The sequence below is a fragment of the Paenibacillus montanisoli genome (assembly GCF_003268025.1).
In the GTDB taxonomy this organism is placed as follows: domain Bacteria; phylum Bacillota; class Bacilli; order Paenibacillales; family Paenibacillaceae; genus Paenibacillus_Z; species Paenibacillus_Z montanisoli.
On the sequence record NZ_QLUW01000001.1, the window covers coordinates 290,261 to 303,743 of the forward strand.

Below are 13,483 nucleotides of genomic sequence, written 5' to 3' on the forward strand. Positions count from 1 at the left end.
GATACGGCGTAATGTTTCGAGGGCGGCGATAGAAAATAGTGGTGCTGCGGCAAAATAAAACCGTGACCGTTCGGGATGAACGGTCACGGTTTTATTATTTTGCGTGTATGCGCCGGTTAAGCCCGGTTGACGATCGTTTCGTAGGTCGTGCGGTCGCAGTTTTGTACCAGCTTCACGAGCAGCTCCTTAGCCGCATCGTAATCGTCGGTATGCAAGACGGAAGCGGAGGTGTGAATATACCTTGCGCAGACGCCGATGACCGTGGAAGGAATGCCGATGCCCTGCGTATGGACCGCTCCGGCATCCGTTCCGCCTTGGGAGACAAAATATTGATATTTGATCTTGTGCGTCTCCGCCATATCAAGCACATATTCCACCATGCCGCGGTGCGTCAGCATGCTTGGATCGTAGATGCGAAGCAGCGTGCCTTGGCCGAGCTGGCCGAATTGCGACTTATCGCCATTCATGTCGTTGGCGGCGCTGCAGTCCATGGCGAAGAACAGATCGGGCTTAATGAGCGAAGAGGCGGTTTTCGCTCCGCGCAGGCCGAGCTCCTCTTGAACGGTCGCGCCGGCATACAGCACGTTCGGCAGCCTCTTGCCCTTAAGCTCTTTCAGCAGCTCGATGGCGAGACCGACCCCGTACCGATTATCCCAGGACTTCGCCATAATCTTCTTCGGATTGGCCAGAGGGGTGAACGGGCAGTGCGGCACGGCCTGCTGGCCGATACGCACGCCGACCTCTTCGGCATGCTTGCGGCTGTCCGCGCCGATGTCGATGTACATGCCCTTCACATCCAGCGGCTTGCCGCGCGTGGCTTCGTCCAACAGGTGAACGGGCGTCGTGCCGATAATGCCGACGATCGGCCTGTTGTCGGTCATGACTTGAATGCGCTGCGCAGGCAGCACCTGGCTGAACCAGCCGCCCAGCGTCTGAAATTTCAGCATGCCATTCTCGGTAATGCCGGTAATCATGAAGCCGACCTCATCGAGATGCCCCGCCGCCATGATGACCGGACCGCTTTCATCGCCGCGCATGACGCCGAAAATGCTTCCGAGCCGATCCTGCACGATTTCGTCCGTATATTTCTCAATTTCGCCGCGCACGAAGCTCCGCAGCTCGCGCTCGAAGCCGGAGGCTGCCTGAAATTCCGTCAGCGTCCGCATCAGTTCCATCGTTTCTTGATTCATGGGCTATTTTCCTCTCTATCGTTATGGAATGGACTATGTATCGATTCAACACCACCCTTATTCTACCTTCTTTCGAAGGGAAGGTAAATGCGGCAGGGCCTTCCTTAGCTCGTCACTCGCAGCCGCCGGAAGGCTTCTTCGACAAACCATCGGTGCCGCTCCCGCATCCTTCGCTCCGCGTCTTCGAGGAGCCCCCAGTGAGCAAGGCTCCCCGCCGGCCGCAGCGCGGCATAGAGCTCCCAATAGGGCAGATCGGTATAATCGATTCCGGACATTCGGGCTGTATAGGCGCGGGTGAAGGTCTCCATTGCATCAGGTCCGTATGCCCAAAGCAGCTCCAGCCTGCTGCCGGCTAGGTCGGACAGCGGATCGCCGACTGCCGCATCCTCCCAATCCAGAACGGCCGCTAACCGTCCATCCTGCCACAGCAGATTGCCCGGCCAATAGTCGCCGTGCAGCAGCGTGCCGCCATTTCGGCCGCGCAGCGGCCATGCCTCGAGCAATGCGGCTCGGATCCGGCTTTCGCTTAATGCCTCGTCCGGTACGGAAGGAGGATGATTAAGCTTCGCCCATGCGATTTCTTCATAGACGGGGAGGAAGGACAGGTCCGGAGCTTGGCAGCCGGCAAGGTGGATTTGCGACAGCACGGCGGCCATTTCGTCGACGGCCTGCTGATGCTGTCCTTCGGCTACAGCCGTCGCGCCCTCCACGTATCGGGTCACGACGCATGGCGAGCCGAGCAGTTCCCCGTCCGGATCGGCATAGAGCGCGCCGGGTACCGGCAGGCCCGCATCCTCAAGCTGGCGCAGCAGCTTGAATTCGTCCGCGGCTAGGCGGGGATTGCGGCGCAGGTCCGCAGCGCCGTGCTGCCGCACGACGCAGCGTGCCGTTTCGCCGTTTGGACGCCGCCATTCCAACAGCGTTACAACCGCGGAGACGCCGCCGCCCAGCTTTTGCGCGCGGAGAAAAGCGCTTCCCGGTTCAAGCGCGTTTACGAGCGGTGCCCATTTCTTTTTCTCATCGTCTGCCGCTGCCATAGCCGTTACCCCCTCTGCATGTTGATATCATCCATCATACCCGTCCGTCGGGGGCATGCCAAATCCAGTCGAAACCAATCGATCCCTGTCCGAGTTTAGGAGGGAAACCGCAAGTCTTGTCGAACTCTACCTAAGCGTTTACAAAGTGATTTCGATTGACCTGTTATAAGATAATATTAACCCATTGCCTGTCTCGAAACGACAGCGATAAGATAGCAATACACTGGCATGAAGCCGCTTACACACAGGGAAAAAGGGTGATGAGAGCATGTATCGGGTGCTGATCGTAGATGATGAGAAGGAAATCCGCGAAGGGCTGCGGCTTCGTTTTCCATGGGCGGACTTTGGCATCGGGCTCGATGAGGTGCATACGGCCGACGATGGCGAAAGCGCGCTGGAGCTGACGGAGCAGCTGAACCCTGACGTCATCGTGACGGATATTAAAATGAGCCGGATGTCCGGCCTCGAATTTATTCAATCCCTGCATCAGCAGGGGCATTTCTCTGGCAAGTCCGTCGTGATCAGCGGCTATGACGATTTCGATCTGGTGAAGCAGGCGATGCAGCTGGGCGCAATCGACTACGTGCTCAAGCCGATCAATATCGACGAGCTGACGCAGGTCGTAAATAAGGCTCTCGGTCAAATCCGCGAGGAGCGGTTAGATAAGCAAAATAAGCTGCTGCTGGAGAGTCAGGTTCATTTTGCCCTGCCTAAAATGCAGGAGGAGGTCGTTCGCGAGGCGGCGGAGAACGAGTACAATCCGTACTGGGAATCGCGCATGATGCACAGGCTTGGCAATTTGCAGCTGGAGTGGCTGACGCAGCACAAGCTGGCGCTGATGCTGATCGAGGTGGACGATCTGAAGGCCATCGATCAAGGGCGGCTGTACCGCAAGGAGAAGGAGCTTGTCCTGTTTGGCATCGGCAATGTGGTGAAACAGACCTTGCAGGAGGAGTACCTGCATCCGGCCTGCATGTATAACGATGCGAAGTCGCGCTTCGTCATCGTGCTCAGCTGCAATCACCAAGAGCAGCTTGCGTATGTCAAAGAGATCGCCGTTACGTGTATCGAACGCATCAACGGCTACGTCAAAGTGAAAGTCAGCATCGGACTCGCCTCGACCGTCGGCGGCATCAAGCAGTTGTACAATATGCGCCAGGAAGCGGCGGATATTTTGGAGCAAAAGGCCGTTTACGGCGGCAACCGTCTGCTGCTTCGGCAGGATCTTGGCGTCGATGCGGAGTTTTCAGAGCCGTCTCTCGGCAACGTCAACGAGATGATGGACCTGATCCGCTACGGCTCGGACCGGGAGATCCGGGAAGTGATGAGGTCGTTTGCCGATTTTGTCCGTGGTTGGGGCGCGACGAATATTAAGGATATTCAGCAAAAAATTTTCGAGTGGCTGCTGGAGCTGTTCAAGAAGGCGGTCGCCGCCGGCTGGAAGGAGCGCGGCTGGGAACGCAATCCGATTGCGATCTGGGATCGGCTGGAGCAGTACGATACGCTCGATTCACTGCGCATTCAGGTGGAAAGCTACCTCATCGTGATCGCTGCGGATTTCCGTAAGCACTTGGTGCCGCAAAGCCAGATTATTTCGGAGGCGGAGAAGGTCATCCAGCGCAATTACGCGGACAACTTGACGCTGCACACCGTTTCGCAGGAGGTTCATGTGACGCCGGTCTGGCTGAGCAAGCTGTTCAAGAAGGAGAAGCAGCAGACGTTCCTGGAGTACTTGACCGAGGTGCGGATCGAGAAGGCGAAGGAGATGCTAGGCGACGTCGGCAACAAGATTTATCAGGTGTCGCAGGAGGTCGGGTACCGGGATCCGGTTCATTTTACGAAACTGTTCAAGAAGAATGTGGGTCATACGCCGAAAGAATACCGGAAGCTGAGAGGAATCATCGATGAGTAGCTATTCGCTGGAACAGGCGGCTTCCTTGCGCAATAAAGTGATCGCCATGTTTTTTATGATCATTATCGTGCCTTTCCTGCTGTTTGCTTACTACGCGCATATCAAGTCGGTGGAGGGGATCTCGAACGCGAACGCCTCCTTCTCGATGGACTATATGCTTCAATCCAAGAAGAATTTGGACCGCTACTTGAACCAGTTGAACGAGCAGATTAACGGCATTATCGGGAATCCGAAGTTCCAGCAGCTCATGGAGCAGTCGATGACGCCGGAGAGTGACGAGAGCGCGTTCATCTCCGGAATGACGCTGCTGCTCGACCAGTCCAAGTCGCAGGTCGACGCGTTCCGGGTGCGGGTTTTTCCCATCAATCCGTACGATCATCCGATATACATCAACACGCTGGATGAGCCCAAAGACTTCGAGACCAGCAGCTGGTTCAAGGCGGCGCAGAAGACGGTGACGCCGATGTGGCATCTGTTCATGCCGGAGGAGAGCACGTATTTCCGCCCCATGCTTTCGAAGATCAAGCGCTTTACCGGGCTGAACGACCAAATTCCGCGCGGGATCGTCATTACCGATTTGACGGAGGATCAGCTGAAGCGCTACCTCTTGCCGTCGCAGCGGATGAAGGGACAGCGGATGTTTCTGTTGACGCGCAGCGGGTATGTTCTGTATGACTCGGCGGATAACGAGCAGGCCGGCAAGCTGATTCGTTCGGCGCCTTTGATCGAATCGATTGCGGGCTCGACGCAGAAGGCGGAGACGCTCACGATTGATGGGGAAAAGCAGCTCGTAACGTACGTGAAGCTCGACGCAGAGCCGTGGATGCTTGTCAGTACGACGCCGCTTGAGCAGCTGACGCATCCGATTCAGGAGATGGATAAGGTGCTGGTGCTCTTCCTGATCATTTATTTGATCTGCTGCATCGGCGTCGTCATCTATATCACGCTCTATTTCACCCATCCGCTTCACCGGCTGGTGCGCTCCATGCGCAAGCTGGAGTCCGGCGAATTCCAGTTCGTGCTGCCGCCATCGGTCCGGCGGGACGAGATCGGCTGGCTGTACCGCGGGTTCAACAACATGACCGGCAAAATCCAGCAGCTGCTTGACCAGACGACGCAGGCCGAGCGGACGAAGAAGGAGCTGGAGTTTCAGGTGCTGAGTCACCAGATCAACCCGCATTTTCTGTACAATACGCTGGAGTCGATCCGCTGGAAGGCGGAGTACCATAACATGACGGACATTAGCGAGATGGTCTCGTCGCTCGGCAATTTGCTGCGTTTGAGTTTGAATCAAGGCAAGGAGATCACGACCGTTTCACGCGAAATCGAGCAGGTGAAGGCATATGTGCGGATCGAGCAGGCGCGACTCGGCAGCCAGGTTCGCTTCCTGATCTCGATCGATGACGAGGTGCTGCATGCGCCGTTTCTGCGCCTGCTGCTGCAGCCGCTGGTGGAGAATGCGATCCATCACGGCATCCGCTTAAACCCCGAAAAGGGGAAGATCATGCTCACCGGCCGCAGGGAGGGAATGGATATGGTCATTGAGCTCAATGACAATGGACAGGGCATCCCGGAGGCGGTTTTGCGGGAGCTGATGCTGGCGGACGAGAAGGCGGTGCCGGTTGCCGGAGGCGGTGGCAGCGGTGGCGGTGGCGGTGGTGCCGCAGTCATCGCCAAGCGCCGCGGCGTCGGGCTGGGCAACGTAAATGACCGGCTGAAGCTGTATTTCGGCGACGCCTACACGCTGCAGATCGAATCCCGCGCCGGCGCCGGGACGCGGATCGTGCTGCGGCACCCGATTATGGAGCCGCAGGAGGAGCGGGCTTAGGCACCGTGTATGAATAGAGAGAGGGAGGGCATTATCCCGGGGAGCGGGGTAATGCCTTTTGTTTACCCGTTGTACGAGGAAGAAGAGCTCTGGGAGCACTACAAACGCCGAGATGGAGCGATTTGTGAGAAAGAAGAGCTCTGGGAGCATCACAAACGCCGAGATGGAGAGATTTGTGAGGAAGAAGAGCTCTGGAAGCACTACAAACGCCGAGATGGAGCGATTTGTAAGAAAGAAGAGCTCTGGGAGCACTACAAACGCCGAGATGGAGCGATTTGTAAGAAAGAAGAGCTCTGGAAGCACTACAAACACCGAGATGGAGCGATTTGTAAGAAAGAAGAGTTCTGGGAGCACTACAAACGCCGAGATGGGACGTTTCGCGAGAAAGAAGAGTTCTGGGAGCATCACATTGTCCTATAGAGTAATACCCCCACCGCACAGGCCAAATTTACACCACAAAGTTTAATTTTGGCTCATAGTACCCTGAAAGCCCTTACAGTATGATTAAACCAACACCGAACAAGAAAGGTAAGAACGCCGATGAAATTGAACAGCGAAGCTATAAACAAACCGCAATCGCTGCCTGCATCCGCCACCGTCTATCGCAGAAGGTCGGGCTTCCTGCGCGATCTGAAGAGCAACCACTCGCTCTACATCATGTTTTTGCCGGTCGGCATCCTGCTGCTCATCTTTAATTATTGGCCGCTCGCAGGCCTCATCATCGCCTTCAAAAACTTTGACTTCAGCAGAGGCATCTTCGGCAGCCCCTGGGCTCAGCCGATCCTGAACAACTTCGACTACCTGCTCTCCTCCGACGCCGCTGCCAGGGCGGTGCGGAACACGATTTTGCTAAACGGGTTGTTTATCGCCGTCGGGCTCGTATTCGAAGTCGGACTGGCTCTGATGCTGAACGAGGTGCGCAACAAATATTTTAAACGGATTACGCAGTCGATCACTTTCCTGCCCTTCTTCATCTCTTGGATCGTCGTCGGCGTCTTCACCTACAACCTGTTGAACTACGAGAACGGAGCCATCAACCGGATCGTCGAGTGGATGGGATTCCAGCCGATCGACTTCTACAGCGAAGCCTCGCTATGGCCGCTAATCCTGACCATCGCCATCCGGTGGAAGGTCACCGGCTACGGAACGATTATCTACTTAGCAGCGCTCACGGGCATTGACAACAGCTATTACGAAGCCGCCTCCATCGACGGCGCTTCGCGGTGGCAGCAAATTCGCTACATTAGCATTCCGATGCTGAAGCCGACAATCATCATTCTGACGCTTCTTGCGGTCGGACGCATCATGAATGCGGATTTCGGCATGTTCTACGCGATGGTTGGCGATGCGAGCCTCCTATACCCAACAACGGACGTAATCGACACGCTGGTATATCGCAGCTTAAGGAAATCCGGCGACATCGGCATGGCCTCGGCAGCCGGCTTCATCCAATCGGTCGTCGCGTTCATCCTGGTGCTCGGCAGCAACTATGCCGCACGCAAAGTCGACAAAGACTCCGCGATTTTCTAACCAGCTTACAAGAGGAGGGACATCACCAACATGCCGGTCAAACGGATCTCGCTATCACAAACGATCATTATCGCGATCATCTCCCTGTTCAGCTTAGCCTGCCTGATTCCTTTTCTCATGGTCATTACCGGCTCGCTCGCAACGGAGAACGATATTATCAACAACGGCTATTCGCTGTTCCCGAAGAGCATCACCTTCATGTCCTATAAAATCCTGCTGCTCGGCTCGAACCGCATCATTGACGCCTACGGCATCAGCTTGCTCGTCACGGTTGCGGGGACGCTGCTCTCGGTCTTGGTGACCAGCTTGGGCGGCTACGTCATGGCGCGGCGCTCGTTCAAGTACCGCAACATTCTCTCCGTCTATGCCATCATTACCATGCTGTTCAGCGGCGGGCTGGTGCCTTGGTATATCGTCTGCGTCAACTACCTGCATCTGAAGGACACGCTTTTGGCGATGATTCTGCCTCCGCTCGCAAACGCGTTCAACATGTTTCTGATTCGCAACTTCCTGCTTTCCATCCCGGAGGACATCTATGAATCGGCCAAAATGGACGGCGCCAGCGAGTACCGCATCTATGCCCAGCTGATCATGCCGCTCTCCAAGCCGGTGCTCGCCACCGTCGGATTGTTCGTCGCGCTGGGGTATTGGAACGACTGGTTCCTCGGCCTGATGTTCGTCGATAAGCAGGAGCTTCAGCCGCTTCAGCTGCTCCTCAGGACGCTCGTCTCCAATGTCGAGTTCCTGCGAAGCTCGAGCAATGCCGCCGACATGCAGCGCATATCCGCACAGCTGCCATCCGAATCGATCAAGATGGCGCTGACGGTCGTCACTATCGGCCCGATCGTGTTTTTGTATCCGTTCCTGCAGCGGTATTTTGTACAAGGCTTGATGGTCGGCGCGGTTAAAGGATAACACACGCAAGCCACAACTATAGCGGTGCCGTCAAAAACGCGCCGGATAGTATATAACAAACTCAAGGGGAGAGGTACACGATGAAGAAGATGCGCTCCAAGCTTCCGCTGCTGCTCGCGATTGTACTGATGCTGAGTCTGGTTCTCTCGGCATGCAGTTCGGGCAATGACAACGGCAATTCGAATGGCAATTCGTCCGGCTCGGAGACCGGCAATTCCACGAACGCGGCGAAAGACGATTCGGGCAATGCTGCGGCCGACAATACGGCCAAGGAGCAAGAGGAAGTGACGCTGAAGTTCTATTTTGGCGGCGATAAGAAAGCGGCTACGGACGAAGTATGGTCGGCCGTCAGCGATTATGTGAAATCAAAAGGCCTCAACGTCAAATTCGATATCAACTTCATCCCGTTCGGCGACTTTAAGGACAAAATGCTCGTTATGGCCGCTTCCGGCGACAAATGGGACATGAACTTCGACGGCGACTGGCTGTCTTACAAGCAAATGGCAGCAAAAGGCTCCTACATGGCGCTTAACGACCTGCTTCCGAAATATGCGCCGAACCTTTACAAGAAATATCAAGAGCAAGGCACGCTTGCAGCTGCGACAGTCAACGGCCAAATCGTCGGTCTTCCTTGGACGATGAGCATGAACCAGCGTAAATACGCCGTATGGCGGGTCGACCTGACAGACAAAGCAGGCATAACGCCGGCGGTAGATTCGATCAAAACAATCGAAGACCTCGACGCGTTCCTGCACCAACTGAAAGAAGCGTATCCGAAGGATAAACTGTCCCGTTCCACGCCGCTTGGCATCTACATGGAGCGCGACGAGTGGGTTGACCTGGGCTTCCACGGCATGGGCTTCTACCTGAACGATCCGGACGTGAAGATTCAACCGGTGGAGCAACAGCCGTTCTACAAAGAAGCGGCACTGATGGCGAAAAAATGGTACGACGACGGCATCATCAACCGCGATGCGATGATCGACAAAGAAGACGGCGCGGCACAATGGAGAAACGGCAAAATGTTCTACACCGACTCCTCGCACGAATGGGTGTACGCGAACCCAGGCTTTGCGGATCCGTCCTACAAGCTGTCGAGCTCGCTGCTTTACCCGGATAAGAAATACGTGAACCGTACGGCGCTCGCGAACGTGATGGCGATCAACCGCAACTCCGAGCACGCGGACCGCGTCCTGCAGTTCCTGGATATGCTGGAAACCGACAAAACGCTGTATGACCTTGTCCAATACGGTATCGAGGGCAAAACATACGTGCTGGACGGCGAAACGGCCAACTATCCGGAAGGCATGCAAACGACGACGTCCAACTACATGGAGTGGGGCGGCCAATGGGCGCTGTGGAAGCCGCAATTCATGCGTCCGAACCCTGCCTACGGCAAAGATTTCTGGGTGAAAGAGGCAGAATTCGCAGCGCTGCCGGTTAACGTAAACTCGCCGGTTGACGGTCTGTTCATCTCCGAGGACAACATTAAGAACGAAGTGGCGAAGCGCGACCAAGCGATCGAGGAATTCCACAAGCCGATCGAGTACGGCAACGCGAAGGATGTTGACAAAGCGGTAGCGGATTATATCGAGAAGCAGAAGGCGAACGGCCTTGACAAAATCATTGCCGAAGCGCAGAAGCAAATCGACGAGTACTTGGCTGCGAAGAAATAAACGGAAATCCGCGCCTTGAGTAAAGGCGCGGATTTTTATGCCGGGAAAAACGTAGGTTGAAGAAGGTGCAGAGGAGCTTGTTCAAGAAAGGTATAACGGAAACACTTCGTACTCAACGACATCCTTGGGCACAGTCACCATCTATAACGACATGCACCTCCAGGTGCAGGAATCGGAGGATCAGACAGTGGCAAAGATCACAGGCGTAAAATGTATCCGCACACGGCATGACGGCAGCTGGACGATTGTGAAGGTAACGACGGATCAGGACGGATTATACGGCATCGGCTCGGCGACGGACATGTATAATCCGGAAGCGGTCGTACAAGTGGTGGAGCAGCTGTTCGCTCCGCAGCTGATCGGCAGAAACGCAAGCCAAATCGAGGACATCTGGCAAATGATGCATACGAGCGGCTACTGGCGCCACGGCTCCATTACGCAGACCGCGATCGGCGGCATCGATATGGCGCTGTGGGACATTAAGGGCAAAGAGGCGAATTTGCCGGTGTACCAGCTGCTCGGCGGCGCCTGCCGGTCGGCCGTGCCGTGCTACGGCCATGCGGACGGCCGCGATATCGAGGAGCTGACCGAGGCGGTGCACCGCTATGCGGAGGAGGGCTACACGGTCATCCGATGCCAGCTTGGTTCATACGGCGGCGGCGGATTCCTTCCGGTTTCCAAAGCGAACGTGCCGAATCCAAGCTGGTCGGCTAACGTGTTCAATGAAGCGATTTATATGAACGCCATTCCGGCCATGTTCGAGAAAATGCGTCTCACCTTCGGCAATGACATCCAGTTTACGCATGACGTGCACTCCCATTTGCAGCCGATTGCCGCTGTCCAGCTCTCCAGGAGGCTGGATCCGTATCAGTTATTTTTCCTTGAGGATGTGCTGCCGCCGGAGCAAATCGGCTGGTACCGCCAATTGCGTCAGCAATCCTCGACGCCGCAAGCGGTCGGCGAGCTGTTCACGACGCCGCATGAATGGACCGATCTCATTACGGAGCGGCTTATCGACTTCATCCGCGTACGCGTATCCAAAGGCGGCGGCATCAGCGCCTGCCGCAAGCTGGCCGCGCTCGGGGAGACGTTCGGCGTGCGCACCGCTTGGCAGGAGGGCGGGGAGAACGACCCTGTCAACCAAGCGGCGGCCGTACATCTGGACCGCGCGGTGTGGAATTTTGGCATCCAGGAAATCAACCATTTCAGAGATGCGGAGTGTGAAGCGTTCCCGGGCCATGTCGAGCGCAGAGGCGGCTATCTCTACTTGTCCGAGAAGCCGGGGCTCGGCGTCGATATCGACGAAGAGAAAGCTGCGCTGCTCGTAGACGAGAAGTGGAACAAGACGGCTTATCACAAGCCGTATTCGCTGGATCGCAGGCCGGACGGCACGTTGGTTAGACCATAGCGGGGAGGGCGATACGATGAAAACGATAGCTGTAACCGGAGCAAGCGGGAAGCTGGGCGGATGGGTCGTCGGCGAGCTTCTGAATCAGGGATATACGGTCGTTGCGCTGGATAACCGGAGATCCGACAAGCTCCGCTGCCGGCAGATCACGGTCGACCTGGGGAACCTCGGGCAAGTCATCGGAGGCGTGAACGGCGCCGACGCGATCATTCATTTGGCGGCCATTCCCGCGCCTGTTTCCTATACGAATGAATTTATTTTCTCAAATAATGTCCAGTCGACTTACAACGTGATGGAGGCGGCTTCTGTGCTGGGCATCCAGAAGGTCGTGCACGGCTCGAGCGAATCCTCGTACGGCTTCGCCTGGGCGCCGAAGAGGTTCGATCCGGATTATTTTCCGGTCGACGAGGCGCATCCGCAGCTTCCGCAGGAATGCTACGGTCTGTCGAAGATCGTGAACGAGCAGACGGGCGAGATGTTCCACCGCCGCACCGGCATGCAGGTCGCCGCGATGCGCTACTCGCTGATCGCGACCCCGGATGAGCTGCGATCGTTCGGGGAGCGGATCCAGCAGCCGGAGAGTTTCAAAAAAATTCTGTGGAGCTATATCGATGTGCGGGACGCCGTCTCCGCCACGCTCGCGGCATTGACGACGGACGGCTATGGCGCGGTGTCGCTCAACATAACGAGCAGCGATACGCTTAGCGATTGGGAGACGGAGCGGCTGCTCCGGGAATTTTATCCCGAGGTGCGCGACCTTAGAAGAAGCTTCAAGGGGCGCGAAGCGATCGTCAGCAATGAGGCGGCTCGCCGGGTGCTGAACTGGCAGCCGGAGTATTCATGGAAGGATTCGCAGTAGATGGCATGCGGGGCTCCTCTATGGGCAGAAGGGTTCCTTTTTGCAAGAGGTGCTCCAGGTGCACCACATTGCCTGAAATGCGGCGAAATAGGAGAATGTAGTGCTCTAGGTGCACCTCATTGCCTGGGATACGGCGAAATAGGAGAATGTGGTGCTCTGGGTGCACCACATTGCCTGAAATGCGGCGAAATAGGAGAATGTGGTGCTCTGGGTGCACCACTATTAGAGATTCACTATTAATGGATTTAGATGCTATAATTGGCATAAATCTACTTAAGAGGTGATGGGTTCGTGCTAGGAAGAAGCGGCAATCCAACGTTGAACGACAAGTCGTTCGAGCAATCCGGCCATTATAGCGGCTCTGGTCGTATGACGATTGAAGGTACGGTGAATAAGGCTTTTATTACGCTAGCGATTTTGCTTGGCGGGGCATTTGCAACCTGGTCGATGTACTTTAATGGGCAAAATGTAACCCCATACGCTGTAGGCGGCGCGATCGGGGGGCTGATTCTGGCGCTGATCATCAGCTTCAAGCCGACGACGGCTCCGTTTCTGGTTCCGGTTTATGGCGCGCTGGAAGGCGCTTTTCTCGGCGCGTTGTCCGCAACATACGAAGGGGCTTACAACGGCATTACGCTGCAAGCCGCGCTCATTACGATGTGCGTCTTTATCGCGCTTCTGCTCGCCTATAAGACAAGGCTGATCAAAGCGACCGAGAATTTCAAGCTGGGTGTATTCGCCGCAACCGCAGGCATTGCGCTCGTTTATCTTGTCAGCATCGTGCTCGGCCTGTTCGGCGTAGCGGTCCCTTACTTGCACGACAACAGCTTGATCGGTATCGGGATTTCGCTGGTAATCGTCATTGTCGCTGCCCTGAATCTCGTGCTCGATTTCGATTTCATCGAGCAGGGGGCGCAGCGCGGGGCCCCGAAGTTCATGGAATGGTACGGCGCATTCGGGCTGATGGTCACGCTGGTGTGGCTGTATATCGAGATATTGCGCTTGCTTTCGAAGCTTCGCAGCCGCTAGGTTAGTAGCTTAAAGAGAATCATTGCTTCTATACCGCTTATGCTCATCATTACGTCCTGTCAGAAACTCATTGAGAAAGGCGTTTCTTTCACAGAATTG

Annotated in this window: 11 protein-coding genes; 9 read left to right on the forward strand and 2 right to left on the reverse strand. The window is 55.9% G+C overall.

Annotation, left to right across the window (positions count from 1 at the left end; genetic code table 11):
* Window positions 1-116: 116 nt before the first annotated feature.
* On the reverse strand, window positions 117-1,190 hold the full coding sequence (locus DL346_RS01350) for a M42 family metallopeptidase (RefSeq protein WP_112880268.1): 1,074 nt from the start codon (window positions 1,188-1,190) through the stop codon (window positions 117-119).
* Window positions 1,191-1,294: 104 nt separating this feature from the next.
* The gene (locus DL346_RS01355) at window positions 1,295-2,227 is read right to left on the reverse strand and encodes a phosphotransferase family protein (RefSeq protein ID WP_112880270.1); all 933 of its coding nucleotides are present in this window, start codon (window positions 2,225-2,227) and stop codon (window positions 1,295-1,297) included.
* A 268-nt stretch (window positions 2,228-2,495) separates the two neighbouring features.
* Between DL346_RS01355 and DL346_RS01360 the strand changes: the two genes are divergently transcribed.
* The 9 genes from DL346_RS01360 (at window position 2,496) to DL346_RS01400 (ending at window position 13,384) form a co-directional block, all read left to right on the forward strand.
* A complete protein-coding gene (locus tag DL346_RS01360) occupies window positions 2,496-4,139 on the forward strand; it encodes a response regulator (RefSeq protein WP_112880272.1) in 1,644 nt (547 codons plus the stop codon).
* A complete protein-coding gene (locus DL346_RS01365) occupies window positions 4,132-5,967 on the forward strand; it encodes a sensor histidine kinase (protein ID WP_112880274.1) in 1,836 nt (611 codons plus the stop codon). The genes DL346_RS01360 and DL346_RS01365 overlap by 8 nt, the downstream gene beginning before the upstream one ends.
* A gap of 51 nt (window positions 5,968-6,018) precedes the next feature.
* A complete protein-coding gene (locus DL346_RS01370; protein ID WP_133257464.1) occupies window positions 6,019-6,387 on the forward strand; it encodes a hypothetical protein in 369 nt (122 codons plus the stop codon).
* Between the two features lie 237 nt (window positions 6,388-6,624).
* Window positions 6,625-7,497, forward strand: a complete 873-nt coding sequence (locus tag DL346_RS01375; RefSeq protein WP_240633081.1) for an ABC transporter permease — start codon at window positions 6,625-6,627, stop codon at window positions 7,495-7,497.
* Window positions 7,498-7,527: 30 nt separating this feature from the next.
* Complete coding sequence (locus DL346_RS01380; protein ID WP_112880279.1) at window positions 7,528-8,412, forward strand: carbohydrate ABC transporter permease; 885 nt, start codon at window positions 7,528-7,530, stop codon at window positions 8,410-8,412.
* An 80-nt stretch (window positions 8,413-8,492) separates the two neighbouring features.
* Window positions 8,493-10,088, forward strand: a complete 1,596-nt coding sequence (locus tag DL346_RS01385; protein ID WP_112880281.1) for an extracellular solute-binding protein — start codon at window positions 8,493-8,495, stop codon at window positions 10,086-10,088.
* Between the two features lie 187 nt (window positions 10,089-10,275).
* Entirely contained in the window at window positions 10,276-11,496 is a 1,221-nt protein-coding gene (locus DL346_RS01390; RefSeq protein WP_112880282.1) for an enolase C-terminal domain-like protein, read from the forward strand.
* A gap of 16 nt (window positions 11,497-11,512) precedes the next feature.
* The gene (locus tag DL346_RS01395) at window positions 11,513-12,355 is read left to right on the forward strand and encodes an NAD-dependent epimerase/dehydratase family protein (protein WP_112880284.1); all 843 of its coding nucleotides are present in this window, start codon (window positions 11,513-11,515) and stop codon (window positions 12,353-12,355) included.
* 291 nt (window positions 12,356-12,646) lie between these two features.
* Window positions 12,647-13,384 (forward strand): Bax inhibitor-1/YccA family protein, encoded by a 738-nt coding sequence (locus DL346_RS01400; protein WP_112880285.1) that lies wholly within the window; start codon window positions 12,647-12,649, stop codon window positions 13,382-13,384.
* Window positions 13,385-13,483: the final 99 nt, after the last annotated feature.

What these genes read in the sequence shown, in the direction of transcription:
- DL346_RS01355 (WP_112880270.1), bottom strand. Translation starts at nt 2,227, where the DNA reads ATGGCAGCGGCAGACGATGAGAAAAAGAAATGGGCACCGCTCGTAAAC.
- DL346_RS01395 (WP_112880284.1), top strand. Translation starts at nt 11,513, where the DNA reads ATGAAAACGATAGCTGTAACCGGAGCAAGCGGGAAGCTGGGCGGATGG.
- DL346_RS01375 (WP_240633081.1), top strand. Translation starts at nt 6,625, where the DNA reads ATGTTTTTGCCGGTCGGCATCCTGCTGCTCATCTTTAATTATTGGCCG.
- DL346_RS01365 (WP_112880274.1), top strand. Translation starts at nt 4,132, where the DNA reads ATGAGTAGCTATTCGCTGGAACAGGCGGCTTCCTTGCGCAATAAAGTG.
- DL346_RS01360 (WP_112880272.1), top strand. Translation starts at nt 2,496, where the DNA reads ATGTATCGGGTGCTGATCGTAGATGATGAGAAGGAAATCCGCGAAGGG.
- DL346_RS01350 (WP_112880268.1), bottom strand. Translation starts at nt 1,190, where the DNA reads ATGAATCAAGAAACGATGGAACTGATGCGGACGCTGACGGAATTTCAG.
- DL346_RS01385 (WP_112880281.1), top strand. Translation starts at nt 8,493, where the DNA reads ATGAAGAAGATGCGCTCCAAGCTTCCGCTGCTGCTCGCGATTGTACTG.
- DL346_RS01370 (WP_133257464.1), top strand. Translation starts at nt 6,019, where the DNA reads ATGCCTTTTGTTTACCCGTTGTACGAGGAAGAAGAGCTCTGGGAGCAC.
- DL346_RS01380 (WP_112880279.1), top strand. Translation starts at nt 7,528, where the DNA reads ATGCCGGTCAAACGGATCTCGCTATCACAAACGATCATTATCGCGATC.